General features: G+C 40.9%; 27 protein-coding genes. 19 read left to right on the forward strand and 8 right to left on the reverse strand.

Annotation, left to right across the window (positions count from 1 at the left end; translation table 11 throughout):
* The first annotated feature begins 5 nt into the window (after window positions 1-5).
* The 4 genes from aroK (at window position 6) to hemE (ending at window position 4,245) form a co-directional block, all read left to right on the forward strand.
* Window positions 6-530: a shikimate kinase AroK gene (aroK, locus tag ACUR5C_RS01910; RefSeq protein ID WP_454466658.1), complete on the forward strand. Its 525-nt coding sequence runs from the start codon at window positions 6-8 to the stop codon at window positions 528-530.
* Between the two features lie 21 nt (window positions 531-551).
* The gene (aroB, locus tag ACUR5C_RS01915; RefSeq protein WP_454466659.1) at window positions 552-1,628 is read left to right on the forward strand and encodes a 3-dehydroquinate synthase; all 1,077 of its coding nucleotides are present in this window, start codon (window positions 552-554) and stop codon (window positions 1,626-1,628) included.
* A gap of 11 nt (window positions 1,629-1,639) precedes the next feature.
* Entirely contained in the window at window positions 1,640-3,115 is a 1,476-nt protein-coding gene (locus ACUR5C_RS01920) for an AAA family ATPase (protein ID WP_454466660.1), read from the forward strand.
* An 80-nt stretch (window positions 3,116-3,195) separates the two neighbouring features.
* Entirely contained in the window at window positions 3,196-4,245 is a 1,050-nt protein-coding gene (gene hemE, locus ACUR5C_RS01925; protein ID WP_454466661.1) for a uroporphyrinogen decarboxylase, read from the forward strand.
* A 50-nt stretch (window positions 4,246-4,295) separates the two neighbouring features.
* Here the strand turns inward: hemE and ACUR5C_RS01930 are convergent, their stop codons facing one another.
* Window positions 4,296-6,482, reverse strand: coding sequence for an Ig-like domain-containing protein (locus ACUR5C_RS01930; RefSeq protein WP_454466662.1), 2,187 nt, complete (start codon window positions 6,480-6,482; stop codon window positions 4,296-4,298).
* A gap of 394 nt (window positions 6,483-6,876) precedes the next feature.
* Here ACUR5C_RS01930 and ACUR5C_RS01935 point away from each other — a divergent pair, with 394 nt between their 5' ends.
* From ACUR5C_RS01935 to ACUR5C_RS01990, 12 genes are all read left to right on the forward strand, one after another.
* The gene (locus tag ACUR5C_RS01935; RefSeq protein WP_454466663.1) at window positions 6,877-7,881 is read left to right on the forward strand and encodes a hydrolase; all 1,005 of its coding nucleotides are present in this window, start codon (window positions 6,877-6,879) and stop codon (window positions 7,879-7,881) included.
* Window positions 7,882-7,913: 32 nt separating this feature from the next.
* Window positions 7,914-8,474: a hypothetical protein gene (locus tag ACUR5C_RS01940; protein ID WP_454466664.1), complete on the forward strand. Its 561-nt coding sequence runs from the start codon at window positions 7,914-7,916 to the stop codon at window positions 8,472-8,474.
* 3 nt (window positions 8,475-8,477) lie between these two features.
* Entirely contained in the window at window positions 8,478-10,079 is a 1,602-nt protein-coding gene (locus tag ACUR5C_RS01945) for a GMC family oxidoreductase N-terminal domain-containing protein (RefSeq protein ID WP_454466665.1), read from the forward strand.
* Between the two features lie 23 nt (window positions 10,080-10,102).
* The gene (coaD, locus tag ACUR5C_RS01950) at window positions 10,103-10,594 is read left to right on the forward strand and encodes a pantetheine-phosphate adenylyltransferase (RefSeq protein ID WP_454466666.1); all 492 of its coding nucleotides are present in this window, start codon (window positions 10,103-10,105) and stop codon (window positions 10,592-10,594) included.
* 156 nt (window positions 10,595-10,750) lie between these two features.
* Complete coding sequence (locus ACUR5C_RS01955) at window positions 10,751-11,011, forward strand: YfhL family 4Fe-4S dicluster ferredoxin (protein WP_454466667.1); 261 nt, start codon at window positions 10,751-10,753, stop codon at window positions 11,009-11,011.
* A gap of 216 nt (window positions 11,012-11,227) precedes the next feature.
* The gene (locus tag ACUR5C_RS01960) at window positions 11,228-11,641 is read left to right on the forward strand and encodes an ExbD/TolR family protein (protein ID WP_454466668.1); all 414 of its coding nucleotides are present in this window, start codon (window positions 11,228-11,230) and stop codon (window positions 11,639-11,641) included.
* Window positions 11,642-11,775: 134 nt separating this feature from the next.
* Window positions 11,776-12,084, forward strand: a complete 309-nt coding sequence (locus ACUR5C_RS01965) for a DUF3301 domain-containing protein (protein WP_454466669.1) — start codon at window positions 11,776-11,778, stop codon at window positions 12,082-12,084.
* Between the two features lie 128 nt (window positions 12,085-12,212).
* Window positions 12,213-13,112, forward strand: a complete 900-nt coding sequence (locus ACUR5C_RS01970; protein ID WP_454466670.1) for an ATP-binding cassette domain-containing protein — start codon at window positions 12,213-12,215, stop codon at window positions 13,110-13,112.
* A 3-nt stretch (window positions 13,113-13,115) separates the two neighbouring features.
* Complete coding sequence (locus ACUR5C_RS01975; protein ID WP_454466671.1) at window positions 13,116-15,146, forward strand: DUF4350 domain-containing protein; 2,031 nt, start codon at window positions 13,116-13,118, stop codon at window positions 15,144-15,146.
* Window positions 15,143-15,622, forward strand: coding sequence for a hypothetical protein (locus ACUR5C_RS01980; protein ID WP_454466672.1), 480 nt, complete (start codon window positions 15,143-15,145; stop codon window positions 15,620-15,622). Before ACUR5C_RS01975 ends, ACUR5C_RS01980 begins: the two co-directional genes overlap by 4 nt.
* Window positions 15,623-16,435: a bifunctional DNA-formamidopyrimidine glycosylase/DNA-(apurinic or apyrimidinic site) lyase gene (gene mutM / locus ACUR5C_RS01985; protein ID WP_454466673.1), complete on the forward strand. Its 813-nt coding sequence runs from the start codon at window positions 15,623-15,625 to the stop codon at window positions 16,433-16,435.
* Between the two features lie 6 nt (window positions 16,436-16,441).
* A complete protein-coding gene (locus ACUR5C_RS01990; protein WP_454466674.1) occupies window positions 16,442-17,185 on the forward strand; it encodes a Rossmann-fold NAD(P)-binding domain-containing protein in 744 nt (247 codons plus the stop codon).
* Between the two features lie 60 nt (window positions 17,186-17,245).
* Here ACUR5C_RS01990 and rpmG read toward each other — a convergent pair whose 3' ends face one another.
* The 3 genes from rpmG to radC form a co-directional block, all read right to left on the reverse strand.
* The gene (rpmG, locus tag ACUR5C_RS01995) at window positions 17,246-17,401 is read right to left on the reverse strand and encodes a 50S ribosomal protein L33 (RefSeq protein WP_142892448.1); all 156 of its coding nucleotides are present in this window, start codon (window positions 17,399-17,401) and stop codon (window positions 17,246-17,248) included.
* Window positions 17,402-17,413: 12 nt separating this feature from the next.
* A complete protein-coding gene (rpmB, locus tag ACUR5C_RS02000; RefSeq protein WP_454466675.1) occupies window positions 17,414-17,650 on the reverse strand; it encodes a 50S ribosomal protein L28 in 237 nt (78 codons plus the stop codon).
* 182 nt (window positions 17,651-17,832) lie between these two features.
* On the reverse strand, window positions 17,833-18,513 hold the full coding sequence (gene radC / locus ACUR5C_RS02005) for a RadC family protein (RefSeq protein WP_454466676.1): 681 nt from the start codon (window positions 18,511-18,513) through the stop codon (window positions 17,833-17,835).
* A gap of 202 nt (window positions 18,514-18,715) precedes the next feature.
* Between radC and coaBC the strand changes: the two genes are divergently transcribed.
* The 3 genes from coaBC to slmA are packed head-to-tail and all read left to right on the forward strand — an operon-like array spanning window position 18,716 to window position 23,080.
* Window positions 18,716-19,924, forward strand: coding sequence for a bifunctional phosphopantothenoylcysteine decarboxylase/phosphopantothenate--cysteine ligase CoaBC (gene coaBC, locus ACUR5C_RS02010; RefSeq protein WP_454466677.1), 1,209 nt, complete (start codon window positions 18,716-18,718; stop codon window positions 19,922-19,924).
* 45 nt (window positions 19,925-19,969) lie between these two features.
* A complete protein-coding gene (locus ACUR5C_RS02015; protein ID WP_454466678.1) occupies window positions 19,970-22,486 on the forward strand; it encodes a phosphomannomutase/phosphoglucomutase in 2,517 nt (838 codons plus the stop codon).
* A gap of 12 nt (window positions 22,487-22,498) precedes the next feature.
* Window positions 22,499-23,080, forward strand: coding sequence for a nucleoid occlusion factor SlmA (gene slmA / locus ACUR5C_RS02020; RefSeq protein ID WP_454466679.1), 582 nt, complete (start codon window positions 22,499-22,501; stop codon window positions 23,078-23,080).
* 31 nt (window positions 23,081-23,111) lie between these two features.
* Here slmA and ACUR5C_RS02025 read toward each other — a convergent pair whose 3' ends face one another.
* From ACUR5C_RS02025 to ACUR5C_RS02040, 4 genes are all read right to left on the reverse strand, one after another.
* On the reverse strand, window positions 23,112-24,083 hold the full coding sequence (locus ACUR5C_RS02025; protein WP_454466680.1) for a hypothetical protein: 972 nt from the start codon (window positions 24,081-24,083) through the stop codon (window positions 23,112-23,114).
* Between the two features lie 44 nt (window positions 24,084-24,127).
* On the reverse strand, window positions 24,128-24,772 hold the full coding sequence (pyrE, locus tag ACUR5C_RS02030) for an orotate phosphoribosyltransferase (RefSeq protein WP_454466681.1): 645 nt from the start codon (window positions 24,770-24,772) through the stop codon (window positions 24,128-24,130).
* A gap of 102 nt (window positions 24,773-24,874) precedes the next feature.
* Window positions 24,875-25,660 carry a YdcF family protein gene (locus ACUR5C_RS02035; RefSeq protein ID WP_454466682.1) on the reverse strand — a complete coding sequence of 262 codons (786 nt, stop codon included), beginning with the start codon at window positions 25,658-25,660 and terminating at the stop codon, window positions 24,875-24,877.
* Window position 25,661: 1 nt separating this feature from the next.
* Window positions 25,662-26,075: a hypothetical protein gene (locus ACUR5C_RS02040; RefSeq protein ID WP_454466683.1), complete on the reverse strand. Its 414-nt coding sequence runs from the start codon at window positions 26,073-26,075 to the stop codon at window positions 25,662-25,664.
* Between the last annotated feature and the right edge of the window lie 8 nt (window positions 26,076-26,083).

Genomic DNA, 26,083 nt, shown 5'->3' on the forward strand with positions numbered 1-26,083 from the left:
AAATTATGATGAAAGGTAAACGGAACGTATTTTTAGTTGGCCCAATGGGGGCAGGAAAAACCACCATTGGGAAGCAACTAGCCCAAATTTTGCATTTACAATTTGTTGACTCTGATCAAGAGATTGAAGAGAAAACCGGCGCGCCAATAGATTGGATTTTTGATATTGAAGGTGAAGACGGTTTTCGCAAGCGCGAAAAAGAAATGATTGAGGAACTCACTCAACGACAAGGTATTGTTTTGGCCACTGGTGGTGGCGCTATCACTGAGCCAGAAAATCGAACTTTCCTTGCTGGACGAGGGATAGTTGTATACCTTGAAACTTCAATTGAACAACAGGTAGAAAGAACTCGAAAGGATAAACGTCGCCCATTATTACAAGGTGTAGAAGATCCTGAAGCGACGTTGTTAGCATTAAATGTTGAGCGAGATCGTCTCTACAGAGAAATTGCGGATATCATTGTGGCAACTAATGAAAACTCTATTAAGTCAGTAGCCAATAAAATAGTGGCGCAAATTAACGCTGAATAACTTAAGGTCGAAAACTTTCTGATGCAACAACTACCAGTCAATCTCGGTGAGCGTAGCTATAATATTTATATTGAGTCAGGCCTTTTAAGAAACAATCCATTAATAGAGTCTTACTGTGAGGGCGATAATGTTCTGGTTTTAACTAATGAGACCATTGCGCCACTTTATCTCGACAAGCTTAAACAACAGTTCCTCCATAAAAATGTCTTTGAATTTCTCGTTCCCGATGGCGAAAGCCACAAGAGCTTGCAGTCATTTACGCAAATAATAGACTTTTTGATTAGTACGCGGTTTCGTAGAAATGACACCTTGGTGGCTCTAGGCGGCGGTGTTATTGGCGATTTAGGTGGTTATGTTGCGGCGAGTTATCAAAGAGGTATGGGGTTTATTCAATGCCCTACTAGCCTTTTAGCACAGGTTGACTCATCGGTCGGAGGAAAAACTGCGGTTAATCATCCTGCTGGAAAGAACATGATAGGAGCCTTTTATCAGCCAAAAGCGGTCTTTATTGATCCGCAGTCTCTACATAGTTTACCTTCAAAAGAGTATCTATCTGGTTTTGCTGAAGTTATTAAATATGCCATATTAGGCTGCACTAAAATTGAAGCATTATTAAAAAATCAGAGTGAAGCTATCCTTAACAAAGATGAGCAAGTATTAGCTCAAATCATTAGTCACAGTTGCTCGCAAAAGGCGTTAGTTGTTAGTTTAGACGAAAAAGAGTCGGGTCAAAGAGCGTTACTTAATTTAGGGCACACTTTTGGTCACGCGATAGAGCGATTAACTCAATACCAGCATTATTTGCATGGCGAAGCCGTATCTATCGGAATCGCTATGGCGATCAACTTAGCCTTAACACTTGATAAAATATCCGAAGAAAGGGCGCTGGCCTATAAAACAATGTTGAGTGATATTGGGTTACCTCTTAGTTGTAATGCTAATCTATGTGCGTCAGATGTTTTAGCAGCAATGCAACTAGACAAAAAAAATCTAAGTCATTTGTATCGCTTAGTAATACCCACAAATAAAGGCTGCTTTATTTTTGAGACAGAAGCTAACGAGGCTTTAATGAAGGCTATTGAAAAACAATTAGAATAGCAGGTGCTAGCTTGAGTTATATTAATAATCATAAAAGGCAAACTCTCGACTCTATTGAGAACCAAGTGCTATATGCAGACCTGTGCTGTGTCATTATTGGGCCTCAACATATTGGCAAAAGCTTTTTTTTAGCCCAGCTAGCACAAAGAACCTCAGCTCAAGTAGCTATCGCGCAAATCTCATGTACAAGCCAATTAATGCCAGAAGGTATTAATACGCAAATTTCTGAATGTGTTGGATTTGACTTAGCAGCTAGTGGCGTCAATATTATTGAAAAAGCTGCGGCTAAACTATCACAACGCATTCTAGTTATGTTCGACGATGCTGAGCAGTTGAACCAACAAGCGAGAGATTACTTGCTTGATATTGTTAAACAGCAGTTTACTCAAAAAAACACACAGCTATTTATTTTACTTTCTGGTACTTCCAAGTTAGCAGAGCAGCTTGCTCAGTCTGAGGCTTTGAAAGAGAACCCGGATTTATGTGCTGTGTTTGAACTGCAGCCTTTTGAGCAAAATGAAACACAACATTTAATTGCTGACTTTCAAGAGATTGATGTAGGTACAGCTTTGGCGCTTTATGATGAGCAAAAAATTGATTATTTTTGGCGATTAAGTCAGGGATTGCCTGGCCAATTAAAATTACAAATTGAGCGTTGGCTAAACCAGCAAGAAGTCGTTAAACCAGAAGTCGTGCACGCGAGCAAAGCGGGTGGATACGTTAAAGCTTTATTATATAGCGTGGTTTGTTTAGGGTTGGTTTTTATTTTGATCTTTCAAGATGAAATAAACCAATCAATAGATGAAACCGAAACTTTAGAAAATATTCCACCACAGTCGCTCGAACTAGAAACGCCAGACTTAAAGCGACCAACTAAAGCTGCGCCATCTTCTTCGACTCGTTTAACAAAGCAGCAAGACCAGGCTAAGCCTGAACTACAAAACCAACCCAAAGAGCCGACTACAGCAGGTCTTAAAACAAGTCAAAAGGTAAAAGCTGAGAGTAATACTCAACAAGCTCTTTCACAAGATGACATAGCGGAAAACCAAGAAAGTCAGCCTAAAGCCAATGCCGAGAAATCGGCGTTAAGTGAGCAATCGCCTAAAACTGCTCAAATCGAGCAAACAAAATCACTCGATCAAGCGCCAGTTTCAAAACAAAATACATCTAACAAAGCTACCGATTTAACTGAAGACGAAGTTTACCTTTCTACTTTGTCAGCCAACCTGTTTACTTTACAGTGGGTGGGGTTAAGTAGTTATGAGTCGGCCCTTAGTTATAGAAACAAACATCCGTTAAAAGACCAAATGTCGATATTTAGACGCAAAACACAGCAAGGATACTTATATTTAGTGATTTCTAACACTTACTTAAGTAAGGTTGATGCTGAGCACGCCCGTGTCGTTTATATTCGGCGTGACTATCCTGGAAAGCCTTGGATAAAAACACTCAAGTCTGTGCAGCAAGACATCGCTAACCTCAACTAGCCTATTTTATAGTCACTTTTATTTTATTCTGTTGCTTGCTAGGGTAGAATGCGCGCAATTTAAAATTCAGGTGACTTCAAATGTTAAAAAACGATAGATATATTAAAGCGGCGCTTTCACAACCTGTAGATAAAACTCCGGTTTGGATGATGCGCCAAGCTGGACGATATCTCCCAGAGTATCGTGAATTACGTGCCAAAGCCGGCGATTTCATGTCACTTTGTAGTAATCCTGAACTAGCCTGTGAAGTAACCTTACAGCCTTTAAGAAGATATGAACTAGACGCGGCAATATTGTTTTCTGATATATTAACTATACCTGATGCGATGGGGCTTGGCTTATATTTTAAGTCTGGAGAGGGACCTGCATTCAAAAAGCCAGTTCGTACCCAAGCTGACATAGACCAATTATTTGTTCCAGATACTTTCGATAAACTAAAGTATGTTACAGATGCGGTTAGTGTCATTAGAAAGGAGCTTAAAGGTGATGTGCCTTTAATTGGTTTTTCTGGAAGCCCTTGGACTTTAGCAACATACATGGTTGAAGGTGGCACAACCAAAAATTTTGGTCAAGTAAAAGGAATGCTGTTTGAATCACCTAAAATGATGCATCAAATACTGGATATACTAGCTCGCTCGGTAACTGACTATTTAAATGCACAAATAGAGTCGGGTGCGCAAGCCGTAATGATTTTTGATACCTGGGGCGGCGTACTTTCTACTCAAAACTACCAAGAGTTTTCGTTGCAATATATGCAACAAATAATTGATGGATTAAAGCGCCACCATGATGGACAAAAAATCCCCGTCACTATTTTTACTAAAGGCGGTGCCAACTGGTTAGAGCAAATGGCGGCGACCGGTGCTGATTGTGTTGGATTAGACTGGACAATTGATATTGATGTAGCTAAAGCGCGTATTGGTGATAAAGTTGCATTACAAGGTAATATGGACCCTTGTGTCTTGTATTCTAATCCAGAAAGAGTACGCGCTGAAGTTGGTGATATTTTAACTAAGTTTGGCGATGGTAATGGTCATATCTTTAACTTAGGTCACGGTATTCACCCAACAATTGACCCTGCGAATGTTAAAGCTTATGTTGATGCTGTACATGAGCTTAGTGCTCGATAGAAAGCGATGGGTAAAAAAAAGCGACCATATGGTCGCTTTTTTGTTTGGTTTTACTCAACTATTACATTAACTAAACTAGCAACAGTTTTTAAGCCACCTGGGGTTTCAACTTCTACATTTACCACTCCTTGGCCAGGCGTCGTTCCCGCTTTTACTGTAAACGAGAACTCATAGCCACCATTTCTGTTAGTACTTGGAAACTCAAACGATGTGGTCCCTGTTAGGCTGCCTATCGTTGTTTCAAATTTTACAGTGGTACCTGCTGGCATTGGTTGGTTGTGAATATCTGAAATAACCACAGTGCCCATTCCCTGAGATTCTGGAGCTAAGTGTAAGTCAAGATCATTTGGGTCGTTGTTTGCAGGATCACTTGGAGAGTCAATTGTATTAGACACTCTAAAATAAGGATTACTTCCTGACATAACTAATACGATTTGAGAGCGAACATTAAGAGATTTTTGTTGAGCACATCCTGCGTGAGCAGGTATTGAGCATAGTACACCATTGTAGAGAGAGTCTCTTTGAGTCCAATTACTATCACTGTCAAAGTCGACTAATATTTCAAGCTCACCACCAGGCTGCTCATTAGCTGGATCTTCCCACGGGTTGAAAAAGCCATCTTCGTTGTGATCTCTAAATGCTTCATCTAGGTCAAAGTCCCTTCCTCCAACATCTTGCTGAGTCAAAAACGTATTCATTTCGGACTCGTCAAAACGTCCGTTTCCGTTTACGTCCGGAAATGACTCTTCACCGATTGCAGTTGCTATGATTGTTGTTCTTGCTGCGTAAGGCTGTCCTAATGAGTAGGGATTCAGAGTTCCGTCAGCCAAATACATATAATTATTAATACTTGGCCCTAAGCCTGCCTCTCCATGTTTAGCACCAATTGGACGAGGGTTTTGAGAGTTCCATGTAACACTACATTGGCCAGCAGTCGTTGTACAGGAGGGTTCAACTCTACCGCCTTCTGTTGAGAACGAAACCACAGTACCATCTGGTACAGGGTTGTTAAAGCCATCAGCGAGAAAAGCCGTAATTTCTACTTCAGTGCCTGATAAATCTCCGCCTTCTGGATTTAATACTGACGCAGCTAAAGTAAAGCTATCTTGATCTGGAATACCAGTAGAAACCGAAAGGTTGCTCGACTGAGTTGAGATTGCAGGATCGCTGCCATTCAATGCTGCTGTTACTCTCACTGATGCTGCGACTGTTCCAGAATTAACTACAGTTTGGACTAAACCTTGTGAATTTGTTGTTGCAGAAATCGGGTCAATTGAAATGCCGCCTTGCTGAGTGTTTAAACTAAAGTTTACTAGCTGTCCGTTTACTGGGTTTCCGTTAGTATCTTTGACTCTAAACTGTACGGTTGAGCTCTCTGACCCACCAATTCCACCGGCACCTTGTATGACGATATTTTCAGGAGTCGAAGAGACAAACTCAATACTACCTACATCTGCAGAAAGTACATTAACTGTCGCATTGGCCGACAGTGAAATTCCGCCAGCATTAGCTGTAACGTTTATAGTATCGTTACCAACGCAGCCTTGGGCTAAATAGGTGCTTGAGGCAACCCCGTTGACCGTAGTAATTGGCGTGCTTAAAGTAGCAGTCGCTGGATTTGAGTTGGTACAGGCCGAAGCAAAATTAACTTCCACAGGCTCTGTGAAAATGACGTCATTTTCGTCAACAATGGTTACGCTAACGGTAGTGGTTCCGCCAGCAGAAATTTGAGCTGCGCCTATTTCAGCTACGCCTTCGCTAAAAGGAGAGCCGCTTCCCATTTTAAGGTTAGTTGCCCCAACTACATACACAAGCTGGGCTTCTTCTCCCGTGCTGACCGATGCGGTAATAGTACCGGCACCCAACTGAGAGCCAGCTAAAATATCTACGGTAGCTTGATTGCTGCCGTTGGTAATTGCAGTCGGAATTGGAATGGATGCAATGTTAGTGCTAAAGGTAACAATGACTGGAGAGCTAATACCAGAAACGGTTGCAGTAACCTTACCTGGATTGGCTGAAGTAATCGTTTGTGTTGTTTGGCCAGTTGAAGCATTGGTTAAAGCTAAGGAGATAACAATAGGATCTGGGTTGCTTCCACCACCTGTACCGGGGCCTCCGTCATCTACCGGGCCATCAAAACCACCGCTACCACACGCTGAAAGAAACGCCAGAAAGGTAATACTGGCAATTAAATTAAACACTTTAAAAGGTGAGGACGCCTTAAATAACCAATCCATCACGGGTCTCCTATAAGCCTGTCATTGCAGGAATCATTCGCTTAAAAGTCATTTATAGCGAATGAACCATGAAAAGTAAAAATTGCAGCTTTCAGCCTACCTAATTAAGCTTCGATTTACAATCATTAATAGTTAAAATGTCTCTAAAAACAATGAGTTCTTCAACAAAGTTAGTCTAATTTCTAGCAATTTCAACTAACCAGTTCTCAAATGCTTGTTAGAATTACGCAGATTTCGTTAAATTAGCTTAAAAAGTGCTAATTATTTGTGCCATACGTATTGTGGATTATGCTAACTAATTTAATTAGTTTAATCCTAAAGTGTTCACTTTGGGTAAAAATAGTGACTAAATAGGCTATATTGCGATAGACGGCTAGATACGTAAGGACTGCATTTGATTAAAAATTCAAATTTTAGACCCGCTTGGTGGTTAGCAAACAGGCATTTGCAAACAATTTGGGGAGCCGTTGCGAAAAATTCAAGCAGGTTTGGAGGTTTTAAAAGACATCGACTAAAGCTTCCTGATGATGATTTTATAGATATCGATGTTGCACAAGTGCCTCTTGGCTCATTAGATCAGAATAAGCCAACTTTGTTAATACTTCATGGATTAGAAGGATCAAGCCACTCCCATTATATTGGTGGGCTAGTGCAGCAAACTTTGGCGTCCGGAATGCAGGCGCTTGTGATGCACTTTAGAGGTTGTAGTGGAGAAGATAACCGTCAGTTATCAAGTTATCATAGTGGTATTAGCGGTGATTTACAGATAGTTCTGATTGAACTAGCCAAACGAGGGTTAAAAATAGATTGTTTGGTGGGCTTTTCACTAGGTGGAAATGTCTTGCTTAAATGGTTAGGCGAGAAGCATCAAGGGCATTATGTTAAAGCGGCAGTTGCGGTTAGTGTGCCTTTGCAACTTGATATTAGCGCCAGCGCGATTGACCGTGGGTTTTCTAAGCTCTATTCAAAACGTCTATTAGCAACATTAAAGCAAAAGGCTATCTTAAAAAAGCAGCGTTACCCGCGCGAAAACTTGCCTTCTGTAAAGCAAATAAAAAGAATCAACGGCTTTTGGGAGTTTGATAATTTAATTACTGCACCAATCAATGGCTTTAACAGCGCGCAAGATTATTATGCAAAGTCATCGAGCCGTCAGTTTTTAAAATCAATTGAAGTACCTACATTAATCATTCATGCTAAAGATGATCCTTTTATGACCCCCGCGGTGATTCCGGCTGAAGCCGAACTCTCCGCCTGTGTGGAGCTAGAACTTGCTGAGCGCGGCGGGCATGTTGGGTTTATTGCTGGTCGATGGCCGTGGCGTCCAAATTACTATTTAGAGCAAAGGATCCCCGCTTTTTTTGCTGAGCAGATAAGTTTAAAGTCATGTCAGTTTTAATTAGCCAATTAATTTAAAGCGTCAGGAACATCATGAATAACCAATTCAAAAAAGACTCTTCTGAACAACCTAAAACTTCCCGAAGGACAGTTTTAAAAGGGGTACTGGCCAGCAGTCTCGTGTTGCTTGGTGGCGCTAGCGCAGTGCAGTACTGGCAAAACACTCAGTTAAATTACATGGATGCAAAAAGCTATCGGTTCTTGCAAGAGGAAGATTGTTTGCTGCTAAGCGTACTAACACCAATATTTGCAGCCAGAGCTTTTTCTGAGCAAGAGTTAACTCAAGTTTTAACTAATATCGATCAATCTATTCTACGCTTGCCCAAAAGTACTCAACATGAGTTGCGGCAACTGTTTGATTTATTATTTTCTCATTTAGGCAAGGTGCTGTTATTGGGAATTTGGGCTAATTGGCAACAAGCGAGCGTAACTCAAATTGATCGAGCATTCACCCAGCTAAAAGACAGTTCATTGACACTATTGCAAAGTGCTTACAATGGGTTGCATCAGTTGATTATGGGGGCTGTTTATGCAGAACAAAGTAGCTGGCGCGCTATAAATTACCCCGGGCCACCGCAATTTAATCTGGCTTAACCTATGAAATTAACTCAACTTAATAGCATTGATTGTAGCCAAACAACTTCGTTTGCCGATCTGGAAAGCGATATTGTTATCGTAGGCAGTGGCGCTGGCGGCGGAATTAGCGCTGAAATATTAACCCAAGCGGGGTTAACGGTCATCATTGTTGAAGAGGGAGGTCTAAAAACGGCTGCGGATTTTGAGCTTACGGAAAAGCAAGCATACGCTGAACTTTATCAAGAAATGGGGAGCCGCCAAACTCAAGATAAAGCAATTCAAATCTTGCAAGGCAAGTGTGTTGGTGGTTCGACTACAGTGAATTGGACATCGAGCTTTCGGACACCGGAGCAAACGCTAAACCATTGGAAGCAAGCGTTTGGGCTACAAGGGCTTTTGGCGACCGATCTTAACCCTTGGTTTGCGTGGGTTGAAAATAAGCTCAATATTAGTCCTTGGGCATTACCGCCAAATCAAAATAACGAATTGTTGAGCCAAGGGCTTAAAAAGCTTGGTTGGTCATTTGGAACCATTGCTCGTAACGTTAAGGGCTGTGCTAATTTAGGTTATTGCGGTATGGGGTGCCCAATCGATGCCAAACAGTCGATGTTGGTAAGTTGCATTCCTAATGCCCTGAGTCGTGGCGCTCAGTTGTTATCGCGGGCCCAAGTTAAGCGGGTTTTGGTGAATGGAGGCGAGGCAAGTGGTGTTGAAATTCAGCCGATGGATAGTTTAGGGCAAGCAAGAGCGGTTAAACCGTTTAAAATAAAAGCTAAGCGAGTCATTCTTGCTGCTGGTGCGATTGGTACCCCAGCAATTTTAATGCGCAGTAAAATTGATACGATAAGCCCAGAGCTGGGCGCTAGAACCTTTTTACACCCGGTAACTGCCAGCGTGGCGAAAATGCCTCATCAGGTAAATGCTTTTCAAGGCGCACCCCAAAGCATTTATAGCGATCACTTTTTATGGCGTGACGGAGTAACCCAAGAGCTTGGGTTTAAAATGGAGGTGCCGCCGCTGCACCCTGTTTTAGCAGCCACACTATTGCGCCATCACGGTGCATTTCACCAGCAGTTAATGCAGGACTTTCCTTTCTATCAAGCGAATATTAGTTTGTTAAGAGATGGGTTTAATGAGCAGTCAAGTGGCGGCAAAGTAAGCTTAGATAAATTCGGTCATCCTCAACTTGATTATCCACTAACGCCGTTATTGTGGCGAGGATTGAAAGCCGCAATGCTTGCCAACTGTGAAGTCCAGTTTGCTGCGGGCGCAGCTCAGGTAATGCCGCTGCATATGGACGCACAAGTGTATTCAAATTGGCAGCAGGCCAAATTAGCAATTGAAAATTTGCCAGCCAAAAAAATACGCTGGCAAATAGTAAGCGCTCACGTTATGGGAGGCTGCGGTATGAGTGAAAAATCTAATCATGGCGTTTGCAATTCAGAAGGAGAGCTTAAAGGCGTTAGCGGCGTTTCTGTATTTGATGGTTCTTTGTTCCCAACCAGCTTAGGCGTTAATCCCCAATTGAGCATTTATGCAATTGTAGCTAAACTAGCGTTTAATTTAGCTTTAAAGCATAACCGCGACTTCAACTTATTAGCCTCGAGTGACGGTTCTAATTAAAATATTTAAATTGAGTAAAAACAATGCCCAAAATCGTACTTTACCCTGGAACCTTTGATCCCATTACAAATGGGCATTTAGATTTAATTTATCGTGCTTCTAAACTGTTTGATAAGGTTATTGTGGCGGTTGCTGAAAGTGCTGGTAAAGCGCCATTGTTTAGTGTTAACGAGCGAGTTGAGCTAGTGAACCAGTCGGTTGCTAAGTTAGCGAATATTGAGGTTTGCGGGTTTTCAGGCTTATTGGTCGATGTGGCGCGAAAAAAGCAAGTTAATGCATTATTGCGAGGCTTGCGAGCAGTATCTGACTTTGAATATGAGTTTCAGCTCGCTAATATGAACCGCCGTTTAGCGCCGGAACTAGAAAGTCTGTTTTTAACTCCGTCGGAAAAAAACTCCTTTATTTCTTCCTCGTTAGTCAGAGAAATCGCTATGTTAGGTGGCGAAGTGAAAGAGTTTGTTCCAGAGCCAGTGCTAACGGCACTAGAATTAAAATTTGCTAAGCAGGCCGAGTAAAATATTGGTTGCTAAAGACTGAGTTTGACTTGCGTTGGCATAATTAAAGACGCAGCTGTGGCTAGTCTCGCTGCTTGTTTCATAAGATATGCTTATTGGTCAATGAGTAACCCTAGTGTACAATAGCTTTCTTCTTTAAATTGAGAGTAAAACGGCATGTCTCTTATTATTACTGACGAATGCATTAATTGTGATGTTTGCGAGCCCGAATGCCCCAACGAAGCGATCTCGCAAGGGGAAGAGATTTATGAAATTGACATGGATAAATGTACTGAGTGTGTGGGTCACTATGATGAACCCCAATGTCAACAAGTGTGCCCTGTAGACTGTATTCCTTTTGACCCAAATAACAAAGAGTCTAAAGAGCAACTTATTGTTAAATATGAAAACTTAACCGGCAATACTTTTGTTGGCTAAGTAAAAATAATGCCTCATTGGCAGGGATAATTCCGCGTAATTGTGTTGGACAGGGTAGACTTATCTCACTGCACTGGTTTATAGTAGGCAAAGTTAAGAAAAGTAAGATTTTAAATTCAATTGTGATTTTGCAGTATAAATTATAAAAATTAGCTAACACATTGAAAATAAAGATTATTAATGAAAATTGGTTTATTAAAAGTACGGGATTAAGAAATGCGTAGAGCCAGAAAACATTACGATGATGAGACTGAAGTCGACATGACTCCAATGCTTGACATTGTATTTATCATGTTAATATTTTTCATTGTTACTACTTCTTTTGTAAAAGAAGACGGAATTGTTTTAAATAGACCGCCGGCAAATCCTCCAGTGGATCAGCCGCCTAGCCCTGTTCGACCTATTTTGATTTCAATTAATGCCAATAGCGACGTAGAAATGGACGGGCGATTAATTGACGTAGAAGCAATTCAACCAAACGTAGAAACTGCGCGGGCAGCACGTCCTAAAGCGTCTGTTGTTGTTATGGCTGCAGAGTCAGCTAAGTCAGGGGTTGTTGTAAGAGCTGTTGACCAAGCTAAACTGGCTGGTTCAGGTCCGGTAACGGTAGTTAAAGAACCTAAAAATTAAATACTATTAGTATTTAAAAGGCGACTTTTTTAGTCGCCTTTTTTGTGCTTGTTTATTAATCAATTAGTGATGATTCAATTAAATTTGCCTAAAAGGTGTTCCTGTATTGTTAGAGTCGATAATAAGATTTATTTATGAGTAAAATAATCGCGTTGCTATTTATTGGACTAGGGGTTTTTTATTGGTCTAAAACACAAAAACTTAAGCAGGCTGCTATGTACGCTAGCCGAAAGCGTTGCAAGGAAGCTGGTGTTCAGTTTTTAGATCACTCTGTCGTTCAACGTAAAATAAGCTTAGCCAAAGATAAGTTGGGCCGCTGGGGATTGCAGCGAGTCTATTATTTTGAGTTTACATCGACTGGTGAACACCGTTATCAGGGGACAGTGACGGCTCATGGTCATTATATTGTCGATGTAGAACTGGAAGCCTACTCTTTAAATTAGCCTGCATTGCTAAACCAGAACGAGTAGAGTTTAGATATAACCAATTTAAAGTCTTTGTTATATTAGTGGTGATATATTAGTAGTGAATAAACATGCTGGCTAATTAACACTGAAAAGGAACTAATTGTTTGAGTTTAATCGTCAACAAGCTTGGATATCAAGTTGCTAACAAGCAACTGTTAAACCAAATCTCATTTAGCTTAAATAATAATGAAGCCATTGCTTTGCTCGGACCCAATGGTGCAGGAAAGTCTAGTTTATTAAAATTGCTTGCTGGCGAAATGAAACCAACCAGTGGCAGCTTCAAATTTACGAGCGATAATCAAGAGCTACCAATCCAATTCAGTTCAATTGGCTATCAGCCAAGTCACATGGAACCAATTAAGTATTTAAGCGTGCTCGAGTACTTACATTTATGTTGCTACTTAAAAGGGATAGCCCAAGACGCTGTTGAAGCTGAAGTTAAAACACTAGCAAAGCAATGGTTTTTTGAATCCTATCTTCTGCAACCGCTTGCTAGTTTGTCACAGGGTAATATGCAAAAAATTGCTATTGCTCAAGCTTTTTTAGGCAGCCCAAAGTACATATTATTAGACGAGCCAGCCCAAGCATTAGATCCCTTAGAGCAGCAAAGGCTCATTCAAAATATTAATCAGGTCAAACAAAGCTCAAGCTTAATTTTTTCTTCACATCACTTTAATGAGGCAGTCAGTGCAGCTGATCGAATTTTGTTATTAGATCGTGGCGAGTTAATTATTAGCTTAGATTTAACTCAAGCAGATCAGCGCTGGCTAATCATAGAGCGACCAGACTCAGATTGCCTGGCTATATTAAATAATAACGAAAATATTCAAATTAGATCGCAAACCAAGCATTTCATAATAGCTAATTTCTTAGTGCAGAGTGAGTTAGAGGTTACAGCTTGTTGTGAACCATTAAGCGAGCAGAATGTTATCCATCAAGTTTATCAGTCTAGCCGCGATGCGATTTTGCCTATTTTTGAACTTCTCTCTAACAATAAGGATTAAGCTATGCCAAGTATGCCGATATTGTTAGTTCGCTTTTTAATTCGAAAACCGATAGTCTTTTTGAGCTTAGTTGCTGTTTTGGCAGTACTCGGACTTTTTACTCATAAAGTTTATTTAGACTTTTTATTTTTACAAAATCAAAATATCAAGAATCTTTCTGTAGTTGATGAGCTAGTCGTTCCTTTAGTCGGCTTGGTGGTGTTTACCAGTATATTATTTATTAGTGTTTTGTCGGCTGCATTTCTTCCGAGCATAAACCATTCTGGCCACTCTCACCTATTAAGCATGTCTAAGTTAAGCTCACGCAAGCTGCTGAGTTTTTATTTGACTCCCTTTGTTGTGCTTGGCTCACTGCCTTTGGTTTATGTAGGTTTTATTCTCATCAGTTTAGATTTAGCTACGCAGCTTGACTGGGTTAGAATTGCCGCTAGCTTTATTGGGGTTTTAGTTGTTAGTGTGGTTTGTAGTTGCTTGGGGCTAGTTCTTAGTTTAAAGATAAAACACCCAATGGCAGTTTTACTTACTTTATTGAGCCTAGTTTTAGGTTATTTAGCTTTTGAAATGAGTTTTTTATATGCTGCAGAAATTAACCAGTGGCGTGGCCTGTTTTTACCACTATTGAGTTTACGTAATGGGCTTATTGTTTACGCAGACATAGCCAATTATTTTATTTGGACCCTTTACGCGATTAGTTTAGTTTTTATTGCAATTAGTTGTAATAGGCACGGCGTGAAAATGTTTTTAGCTACTGTTGTGGCTGCGCTACTATTAATTGTTGCCGCTTATATTCCAGGCTATAGCGACGTTTCTCAAGCACAGAAAAACACCCTAGATAGTGAGCTAGTAAAGCTGCTAGAAACAAATCAAAATGTGTTAAAAGTGACCGCCGTGGTTGATGAAGTGACTAATAGAGATGAGATCATTGCTGGCTTTAGCACACTCAAACGTTACTTTCCACAAACTCAACTAGAGTTTAAGTCTCGCCAGTCGTTACAAAGTTCGTTAGGCTTTGCCGGAGAGTTCATTCAATTATCTTTAGGTGATTTAACTCAAGTAGTAGCTTACCCCTTTGACCTGCCAGTAAAACAAGCATTCGAAGTCGCTTTACTGCAAATGTTAAAGCGCAAGTCGCAATGGTTAACTTTTATCGAAGGCCACGGTGAAGCAAGCCCGCTTGGGCGAGAGTCTTCCGATTTGAGCCAGCTATATCAATCGCTCACTGCCGCAGGTTGGCCTGTAGCGGTGCAAAATTTACAACTGCTACCTGAGCTGAGTGATAATTCGCAGTTGCTGGTTATTGCTTCAAGTAAAGAAGATTGGCTAACTAAAGAAACGAATTTACTGTTAAATTATTTAGAGCAAGGTGGAAATTTGTTAGTGCTGTCTGACCCAAAGAGTCGGCTACCACAAAAAGTGTTAGATTATTTCGGGATTTCACCGCTGCCTGGCGTGCTAATTGATTGGCAAGGACACCAAAGCGGCACACCGCACCCGGCGATTCTAATTGTTGATAAAATGCAATCTCACCCGACGGTGTCTACTCTAAATAGTGTATTAGCTTTTCCGTGGAGTCACGCGTGGCTAGTCGATTCGCAAGCTGCAGCTAACCAGTTTAATGTTGAAAATATAGTTTTATCACCTCAAGCTGTTTGGAATGAGCTAAACAGTGAGGCCACGGTTTTGTCTTTTGACGAGTCGCAGGGAGAGCTGCAACAAGCATTCTCGGTAGGAGTTGCTTTTGAACATAAGCAAACTAACCAAAGAGCTATATTTATCGGTGATAGTCACTTCGCTGCGAATACCGCAATTAATAACTATGCGAATAAACAATTTGCATTAAACCTCTTTAATTGGTTAACCCACTCTGTGATTAAACAGTCGCCTGAGGCTTCAAATTTAGATTCATCGATTAAGCCTCACCGGTTAGTTTTTTGGCTTATGCAATGGGGATTTAGTTTGCTTTTCCCGGTTATTCTTTTATCTATATGGTTTAGTTTTCGGTTTGCACACAGGGCGAGAGGAAAACAACCGTGACAGCTAAATCTCGGCTTAGTAGTGCGCAATGGCTAAATGTCATCATTTTAGTTGTGAGTGGAATGATCTTGATTTTGATTTTAGTAGGGCGCGCTATGCAAGTTAGCACAGCAGAAAAGCCAGTATCTCAATTAAAAATAAGTCAATTGGCTGAGCTTAAACAAATAGATTTTAATGGCGTGAGCATTGTGTTTAAGAATGGTCAATGGCAAAGTTTTGGGGCGCAAGTCTCGACTGAAAGCATGTATTCGATTGTTGCTGCTTGGCAAAACTTATTGACTCAGCAAGGTCGCGCTGTGGCCACTGAAAGTTATGCTGGAGAAATAATTTCGCTTTATTTAACCAGCCGAGCTAGGCCTATTATGTGTAAATTAGTTCGCAATTCAGATTATTTTAAAATTATTTTTGTTGAACAAGAGCAAGAGTTTGAGTTTCCCATAGCGCAATTATCAAACTATTTTCCTGAGGAGAAATAAGTGCCAGAGTTGCCCGAAGTAGAAACCAGCTGTAGCGGAATTAGACCTTATTGCATTGCCAATACCATTGTTAAAGTAGAGGTTCGTCAACCTCGGCTGCGTTGGCCGGTAGCCGCAGACATCAATGCTCGAATGGCGGGCTTAAAAATAGCTGCAGTGAAGCGGCGCGGTAAATATATATTGATGGATTGTGGTCACTTAGTGCTTATGATCCACTTAGGTATGTCGGGGAGCTTACGAGTTGTAGAGCAGGGGCTTGAAGCGTCCAAACATGATCACCTTGATATTCATCTAAATACTGGCAAAGTACTGCGCTACAATGACCCTAGACGCTTTGGCAGCGTGCTAATCAATCAAGAAGGCGAAGATCACCCACTGTTAAAAAAGTTAGGCGTCGAACCGCTATCTTCTGCATTTAATGAAGACTACCTTTATGGCATAGCCAAGCAGCGTAAAGTTGCGATTAAAGTACTAATTATGAATAGTCAGGTGGTGGTAGGTGTAGGTAATATTTATGCACAAGAGGCATTATTTCGCTGCGGAATTTTACCTATGCGTGCAGCTAATCGCATGTCAAAAACGCGAATTGGGAAGCTTGTAGCTGAAATTAAACTGGTATTAAGCGAAGCGATAGAAGCGGGGGGAAGTACTTTAAAGGACTTTACTTCTGCAGACGGTAAACCGGGTTACTTTCAACACACACACCAAGTTTATGGCAAAGCCGGTATGCCTTGTGTGAATTGTCAGTCGAAGTTAAAACAAAAAGTGATAGCGCAGCGAACGACTGTTTACTGCTCTCAATGCCAGCGTTAGAACAGCATGGACTATGATGCAATAGTTTGTGGTAATGGTCGAATTGGGGCTGCTGTTTTTAGCGAATTACAAGCCCAAGGCTTTAATTTAGCTTCTGCGAGAATCGACCCAGAGCGCGGCTTACTTCTAAATCATCAAGGCGCAGATCTTCAATTGAAAGCCGCTCACCTGATTATTTGTATTAGTCCTGCGAGTGCTAGCCCTGCAGGGCCTAAATGGCAATGGAGTGAAATATTTGGTGGTCTAGTGGCACAGGTAGCGCAAAACAAACTCAAGGTGGAACGACTAATTTTTGTTTCTTCAACCCGGGTCTACGACGGTTATTCTGATGGGTTTATCAGTGCTAGCACTCCGCTTAAAGGAAGCTCTAATCGCGCCATGCAATTAATAACTGCGGAACAGCAGCTACGCCGAGTTGCTCAAACAAGTTATTTTTTAAGAGCCTGCGGGCTCTACGGTAATGGTTACTCTAAATATGCTGAAATACTGGCTTCTGTATCAGATGATAAAGTTAGGTTTGGAGTGAATATTGAATTACTTATTCAGCGCATTATTAATATTTGTAGTCAGTCGCAAAGTTATGCGTCGCTCAACAGCGTTAAGCTAGAACTAGTAACAGATGGTATGGTTTATTGGCAAGGGAAAGCTTATCCACTAGCGGTTGAATCGGAGTTTGCTAAAAAACTAGCGCAGCAACAACGTTTATTGGTGAATTCTCACGCTTTTTTGCCTAGCGACTACCAAGACTAAAAAACCCAGTCATTGACTGGGTTTTTAAGGCTACTCGGTACACGAGGTGTAAAATCAAATTTATTTGATTTTAGCTTCCTTGTACATCACGTGCTTGCGTACAACTGGATCGTACTTTTTAAACTCAAGCTTGTGAGGAGTGTTCTTTTTGTTTTTGTCTGTAGTATAGAAGTGACCTGTACCAGCAGATGAAACTAATTTAATTTTATCACGCATGATCAGCTCCTATTATACTTTTTCGCCACGTTGGCGCATGGTTGTTAATACAGCATCAATGCCTTTCTTATCAATGATGCGCATACCTTTCGCAGAAACGCGAAGTTTTACAAAACGGTTTTCACTTTCTACCCAAAAACGGTGGCTGTGAAGGTTTGGCAAAAAACGGCGACGAGTGCGGTTTTTCGCATGTGATACGTTGTTTCCTGTTACTGGTCTCTTGCCTGTAACCTGACATACTCGTGACATGGTATTAGCCTCTTAAAATTCTAAACATTGCGGCATTTCGTCATGGTAATTATTACCTTTTAACCTTCCTGCCGCGGAAAGGGCGCACTTTATACCAAATACAGCCCAATAATACAACTTTTTGCTCATAAAATTACCAATTAGTGGTCGTTTTATCGGTTACGCTAAAAATTCCTATGCTTCTAGCCCATTTTGCCTTGTTCGGCTAAAGATACGACTTGGTGGCCGGCGACAATTAAATGGTCGAGTAAGCGTACATCAATCAGCTCCAAAGCCGATTTGATGGTTTGCGTTATATCAATATCAGATAAGCTTGCCTCGGCCACGCCTGAGGGATGGTTGTGAGCTATAATCATTGCTGCGGCATTGTACTTTAACGCTTTTTGAACGAGTACTCGGGGGTGTACCGAGGCGGCGTTAATGGTACCAAAGAATAAAGCTTCATAGTGGATCACGCGATGTTGGTTGTCTAAAAAAAGCCCGGCAAACACTTCATTTTTCTCTCTTACTAACTGAGTTTGAATAAACGATTTGACCTGTTGCGGGTTTGATATTGCATTTCCTAGGGCGAGCTCTTCCGCTAAAAAGCGTTGGCTCATCTCAAGACAGGCTTGCAACTGAACATATTTAGCTTCGCCGAGGCCCTTTAACTGGCAAAAGCTATTAATGTCGGCAGAAAACATTTTTTTTATGCTTCCAAAATGCACCAAAATATCCCGGGCTAGCTCTATTACGTTTTTCCCTGGAATTCCGGTTCTTAAAAATATTGCGAGTAGCTCTGAGTCAGACAGGGTATTAGCGCCTTGATTAAGCAGCTTTTCTCGGGGGCGTTCAGTAGCAGGCCAGTTTGACAATCTTGACATTGCAGCTCCGTTGCGTTTGCTAGAAGTAGAGCTTGGTATTTTGGCTTGTGGGTTGGTTAATGTCTGTAGGATAGTTCTGATAAAAAGAGTGAGAAATGACTCAAAAGGTTTGCTATGATTCAAGTTAGTAAGTGTTCAGTTTCAACTAACGACCACTATTCTTTAACGATTATCCAGATAAGTCATGTTCAAGGAAAATAACTTGTCACCTAACTCGAATCATAAAACTAAACTTTTATTAGGTATTTGCGGTGGAATTGCCGCCTACAAATGTGCTGATCTGGTGCGCCGATTAGTCGAGCGTGACTTTGACGTGAGAGTGGTAATGACCGATGCCGCGGCTGAGTTTATTACCCCAATGACCTTGCAGGCGGTGTCTGGAAATCCTGTTAATCAAGCCGCTTTTGATCCCGACATGGAAGCTGCTATGGGACATATTGAGCTTGCTCGTTGGGCCGATGCCATACTCATTGCGCCAGCTACTGCGAATACTTTGGCAAAGCTTGCTCATGGAAAAGCTGATAACTTGCTTACGACTATTGTTTTGGCGAGTAGCGCACCGCTATTTATTGCGCCAGCTATGAACCAACAAATGTGGTCCAACCCACAAACTCAAGCCAATATGCAGCAACTTGAACATAATGGGCATCATATTTTAGGGCCAGGTGAGGGAGCGCAAGCCTGTGGTGATATTGGGTTAGGGCGTATGTTAGAGCCGCTTGATATTGCACAGCGTTTGGCGACAATATATGCTGCTAAAGGCAGTTTAGCAGGAAAAAGTGTCTTACTAACTGCAGGCCCAACGGTTGAAGCGATTGATCCGGTGCGCTTTATTTCTAATCATAGCTCCGGGAAAATGGGATACGCTCTAGCTAAGGCTGCAGCGGCAGCTGGCGCTAAGGTATGCTTAGTTTCTGGCCCTGTCAATCTTGCGATACCTGCTAATGTTAATGTAATTAAAGTCACTAGTGCGATGGAAATGTTGCAAGCAGTACAAGATAACCTGTTAGGGACTGACGTTTTTATTGGTTGTGCCGCTGTCGCAGATTATTCGCCGGTTGAAGTTTGCACACAAAAAATAAAGAAAAATGAGGATGAAATGATCCTCAAATTAAAACGAAACCCTGATATATTAGCTTGGGTGTCTAACACTGAAAACCGCCCCTTTGTCGTTGGTTTTGCGGCAGAAAGTCAAAATTTAAAAACCTTTGCTTTAGGCAAACTGAATAACAAAAAGCTCGATATGATTTGTGCAAATAATATAAGTAACACAGATGTAGGGTTTAATAGCGATAATAACGAGCTGTTATTGCTATTTAAAGGAGAAGAAGAAAAGCGCTTAACTATTGCAGCAAAAGAAGTGCTGGCTCACAGCATTGTAGATGAAATTAGTAAGCGAATTAGTAATTAGGGCGAAGTAAGTTACAGCTTATCATTCGGAGTTGGAGAATAAGAATTGAAAATTACCAAAGACAAAGAAAAACAAAAACTCAAAAAGCGACCTAAAAGACCGGTAAAAACATTACTTTCACATGCATTGCCTTATTTGGCTCTGTGCGTATTGACCGTAATATTTGTTGCTATAGTGCAATATTATTTGGTTGTAGTGCAGCCTGCTGAAGGGCGTAATCGTACCTTTGTCAATGTCACTATGAGTGCTTATATGGAATTGGTGTTGAGTAAGGTCAATAGTATTAAAGACTCGGCTCAATCGATCTTAAAAGATCCTGAAGTACAAAGTAATTTACGCTTATCGAGTGAACAAAGCGTTAGTGTTTTAGAGAAACGCCTGCAAACGCAGTTAAACCATGTAGTAGGAGTTCGTATTTTAGATAGCGAAACTCACAACGTTGATACTAACTCGGTACCTGTAATTACCAATGTAACTTTAGACTTAATCCGTAGGGTAAAACAAGATCATCAAGTTGTATCTGAAGCAATAAACCCCAACAGCTCAAGTCGTCATATCGCTGTTGTGATGAGCATTAGCGGCACAAATAAAGTGGCATTAATAGGAATTGACTTTGAGATTTTTGAAAAAGCGCTGCCAAACTCGAGACTAGTGCCCGGATATTATGAGTTTTTGCAGAATTTTGCGAATAAGAATACGGTTATAAAGTCACTAGGTGATCCTCAGTATAAGGTTGGTGAGCCGCTAGGAATTGCAAGTGTCAATGAAACTCCGTGGAGAATTGCATTTTGGCCTGAAAATCCCGCTGAGTTCAATTCCGAAGTCGAATTAATGTTATTTTTTGGTGGGCTGATTTTAGTTTTAAGCCTCGTTGGTGTTGGTGGGTTTTTAGGGCTAAATAAGCTTCATCTTATGGTGCGGAGCGACGCGTCAGCCTTAATGAAGTGGTTGCTCGATAGTAAACAAGAAAACAAACTACTGGCGACTGAAGAATTTAACTTACAGATCTTCCAAGATATGAGCAAAACTTTAAGCCGCGAAGGGTTTAATTTTAATCAAAGTAATAGCAGCAACGAAAAAAGTAAAAAAGAACAAACCGAAGAACCCATTAAAGAGAGCAGCTCTTTAATTGAAGCGCTCAGCTCAAGCAGCGACGATGGGTTAGACGTTAAAGCATTACCGCATACCAGTGAAATCTCGGCGACTATTTTTAGAGAGTATGACATTCGAGGAATTGTTGGAGAAACTTTAAATGAAGCTATTGTTGCAGATATTGGTAGAGCGATTGGTAGCGAAGCATTTGAGCGTGGCGAACAGCGTATCATCGTAGCCAGAGATGGTCGTTTGTCAGGCCCTAGTTTACTTGAGGCTCTTAAGCGAGGCTTGATGGAGAGTGGACGCGATGTGATAGAGATTGGTGAAGTGCCAACGCCATTAATGTATTTTGCTACTAACTATTTAGACGCTAGCAGCGGTGTGGTTTTGACTGGTAGCCATAACCCAAAAGATTATAACGGGCTTAAAATTGTGATTGCTGGACACACCTTGTCCGGTGATGAAATTCAAGGTTTAAGAAAGCGAATAGAAAGTGGTAATTTTGTTAAAGGTAAAGGAACTTGTGAAACCACCTCGGTAACTCAAGACTATATTGGGCAGGTTACTGGCGATGTTGCATTGGCACAGCCATTAAAAGTTGCCGTTGATTGTGGTAATGGCGTGGCAGGTAGAATCGCGCCTCAATTATTGCAGGCATTAGGGTGTGAAGTGATAGGGTTATACTGCAAAGTTGACGGTAACTTCCCTAATCACCACCCTGATCCCAGTAAGCCTGAAAATCTACAAGAACTAATCGATTTAGTTAAATCTGAAAAAGCGGATATTGGGCTCGCGTTTGATGGCGACGGTGACCGTTTAGGTGTTATCGATTCAGACGGTAATATTATATGGCCTGATCGCCAAATGATGTTGTACTCGATGGATGTATTATCCCGTAACCCAGGAGCAGATATTATTTTTGACGTTAAATGCAGCAAGCATTTAGCCAAAGTTATTTCTGCTAATGGCGGCCACCCTATCATGTGGAAAACAGGTCACTCTCTGATTAAAGCAAAAATGCGTGAAACTGGTGCATTGCTCGCTGGCGAATGCAGTGGTCATATATTTTTCAAAGAGCGCTGGTATGGCTTTGATGATGCTTTATACGCTGCGTCACGGCTATTAGAAGTGCTTTCTGCTGATACTCGCAAGTCAGTTGAGGTGTTTAAGGCGCTACCTAATAGTGAAGCTACGCCAGAAATAAACGTCGCTATTGATGATGCTAAAAAGTTTGATTTTGTTAAAAAACTCAGTAAGCAAGGTGCGTTTGGCGAAGGCACAATGATTGATATTGATGGAGTTAGAGTTGAGTATGCCGACGGTTGGGGATTGGTAAGAGCGTCGAATACAACGCCTAATTTAGTTATTCGCTTTGAAGGTGAAAGCCAAGAAATCATCGCGCGCATCAAAAAAATATTTAAGCAACAAATGATGATGGTTGATAGCAGCCTTAATTTGGACTTTTAGGGGATCCTTTCGGTGGAAAAGAAAACAAATAGAAAACAAGATATTCTACAAAGCTTGGCCCATATGCTTGAGTCTGATTTAAGTGATCGAATTACAACTGCAAGACTGGCAAAGCAAGTTGGTGTCTCTGAAGCGGCTTTGTACAGACACTTTCCAAGTAAGGCGAGAATGTACGAATCATTACTCGACTTTGCTGAAGAAAGTATTTTTTCCAGAATTAATCAAATATTGCAAGGTGCACATTCTGCTAATGAAAAGTGTTATTTAATTAGCTCGTTATTGCTTAACTTCGCACAAAAAAATGCCGGTATTTCTAGATTACTTACTGGAGAGGTTTTACTTGGCGAAACCGAAAGGTTAAAAGCGAGAGTTTCTCAGTTTTTCGAAAAATTTGAATTACAAATAAAACAAGTGATACGCGATAATGCGATTAAACAAGGCATGTCAACCGTTGATTCAGCAGCAGAAGCTAAGTTAATCAGTTCTTTGGTTGAAGGTAGACTACAGCAATTTGTACGATCTAGCTTCAAAAATGACCCCATTATGGGCTGGGAATTTCAATGGAAGCTGCTGCATAAAGGGCTTTCTAGTTAATCAGGTTTATAGCCTAATAAGCAAAGAGTCTTTAGTTTTCGACTCTTTGCTTAACTAATTTTAAATAGTTCATGCGTATATTTTTGACAACTTCGCTCTTGCAAAATTCAGCACCTACTTCAGAGTCTTTACAGGTGATTTCGAACACAATTTGATCTTTATTATTGGGTGTTGGGATCTTTGAAAAAGAAAGGGAAATATCATTATCTTCTAGCGGTGTGCTAGTCACAATTAACGCGTTGGTAATAATTTCAATTTGGCCGCTAGCATTATCTTTTGCATAAATTTGTGCCAACTGCCATGCGCGATCGCACTCATCACGGTTGTTACAATCATAGAGCACTGCGCTACTGCCATCATTGCTTGGCTTATCTTTCTTTAGTGTCATTCTAAGAGACTCTAATTCCTTGTAGCGAATAATATCTCTTTGATATCTAGCGGCCACATCAACTTTTTCTTCTTCTAAGGTAACAGAGCTATTGTCATTGTTTTCTATTTGGCGCCGTGTTTCGATAATGTCTTGCTGTAATAATTTGGGTATCTTTTGACCTAAGCGCTCGTGAGTAGCGGCTTGACGCTGTTGATCTTCAAGCTGCAAGCGAAGTAAGTCGGATTTACTGCCTTGAATTTTAATTCGCTGCTCAATAGCTAATAATTGAGCATCTCGGTTTCTAATAATGTCGGTGATGGAGCTAAATTGTCTTAGTAGCTCCGCATCGCTTTTAATTTTGCGTTTAAAAGCTAACTTTTCTTTTCTTTCTTCTATTTTTTTTAGTTTATCTTGCTCAATTTCAGCTAATGTTTTCCCTGGTGCGACTCTTCTAATCAAGTTGCCGGTGTCTGAAATAACATCATATCCTTTTTCAATCATTTCTTTACTTACCTGGTCTTTAACAACAAGATTACCTTCTTCATTTTTAAAGCGGTAAAACTGCTTGGCATTAATCGCCAGGCTCACAATTGCCAGTAAAGTAATAAAAATTAGATTATTGATAAATTTCATTCATTCTTACTCGATCTTAATATTAAATAAATACTAAATAACCTTTATTCTACGCCGTAAGCTTGGCGGTAATCCTTTATAGCCTGCGAGTATTTTGATAGCTCGGAGTGATCAGAAAGGTAGTTTTGTAAGTCACCTAAATTGATAATAGCATAAACAGGTATATTATAGTCTTTTTCGACTTCTTGTATCGCAGATAGTTCTGAAACGCCTTTTTCTTGCCTGTCTAGTGCAATTAGTACGCCCGCAGGAGTAGCGCCCGCGTTGGTTATAATATCGATTGATTCGCGAATTGCGGTTCCGGCAGTGATTACATCGTCAACAATTAATACCTTGCCTTGCAAAGGTGCCCCAACCAAACTGCCACCCTCTCCGTGAGACTTAGCTTCCTTTCTGTTGAAGCAAAAAGGCACGCTTTTGTTATGTTCACGCGCCAACGATATTGCGGTAGCAGCTGCCAGCGGAATACCTTTGTAAGCTGGCCCAAAAAGCATATCAAATGTGGCTTCTGAGTCAGTTAAAGTTTGCGCATAGCTGTCGCCTAATAAAGCGAGATCAGCGCCATGATCGAAGTGACCGGCATTAAAAAAATACGGGCTGGTTCTACCTGACTTTAGCTCAAAACTACCAAATTTTAAGGCTTGGCGAGAAATGGCTAAATCAATAAATGCTGCTTTAACTGAGTTCATTGAGGGTTCTAATCATATTATTTAAAAGGCAATTTTAACTGGTTTATTTAGAGGCAACAAATTTAAAGTATTTAATAGCTCACATTTTGCTCATCTATTGCTTTAAAACTGATCACTTAGTGAGGCTAGCCCCAGTTTTTCTGTTAATAATTGTGTACTTTGTTGGAGCGCCGATGCGCTGGGAATAAAGTAATCGGAAGTTTTAATGCTATCCTCAGTCACGAAGTGGCCAGTAGGTGCGGTAATAACCTTTAATTTTGTTTTTTGAAAAGCCTGTAAAGTTCTAGGCATTTTCCATGGCCCGGTGATCAATACTATTTGATTAATATTATTATTTAACAAAAGCTTAGCAGTATTTTGCGTCAGCTCGCTTAGGTTTTGACTTTGAGTTTCGATCCAGCGAGGTGCAACTGAAAAATATTTTAGCATGACATTGTTCATGAGAACTGAATCTGGTGTTGCATCTTTTGGGTAGCCGCCGCCAGCTAAAAGTATGGGTAAATCAGTTTTGTTAACTATTTCTGCTGCAAACATCAGTCGCGATAAGCTTTCTGGGTTGACCGTATCTATTTCACCATATTCAGGTGCGCGCCTAATTTTGCCTGAGCTGATAACAACTATTGCTGTATTGGGCGCTTTTTTCGCGGTGATTTGTTTAAATAACGCTGGCGAAAGCACCTCGCCTTGCTGTTGAGAAAGTGCTAGTTTGCTGGCAATAACCGGTAGGCTCAAAATATACAATACTAATAAGCTCAACCCTGCTAACAGGCCTGCGGTTTTAGGGCGACGTTTAAATGTGAAGAGCGCAAGGCATAAAATAATGAAGTTTGCGCTTGGCGGAAGAAGCAAGACTTCAATAGTTGCTCTAAAAGCTTCTTCCCACCACATATTATTTAATACGCCTTACTTTTCCTTGAACATTAAAGCCTTCTACTTTGATGTCAAAGCTGCCCCATACCCCTTCTGTAATTTGTATTTTTGGGGAATCTAGTTTTACATATCCTGATGTTCGGCTAACAACTTTCCATTCCTGGCCATTGGCTAAGATTAATACTTGGCCATTTTTCCAGCCTCTAAACGGCCCAACAATATGGGTGTTGATTTCTTTCGGTAGGGCTTCGGCAGGCTTTTTGCTAGGCAAGCCAATTTTATCTTCGTTGACTTGCTTGGACTTCTCAATGGTTTTATCGTAACACGCGAGCCTTGCTTTAGAGTCTTTGATGTCTGCACATGACTGAAGCTCTTGTGCATTAATGACGCTAGAAAGCATTGCTAAAGCGAAAACCCAGTACAATTTTTTCATTTTCAAAA

Source organism: Aliikangiella aequoris, from assembly GCF_053709105.1.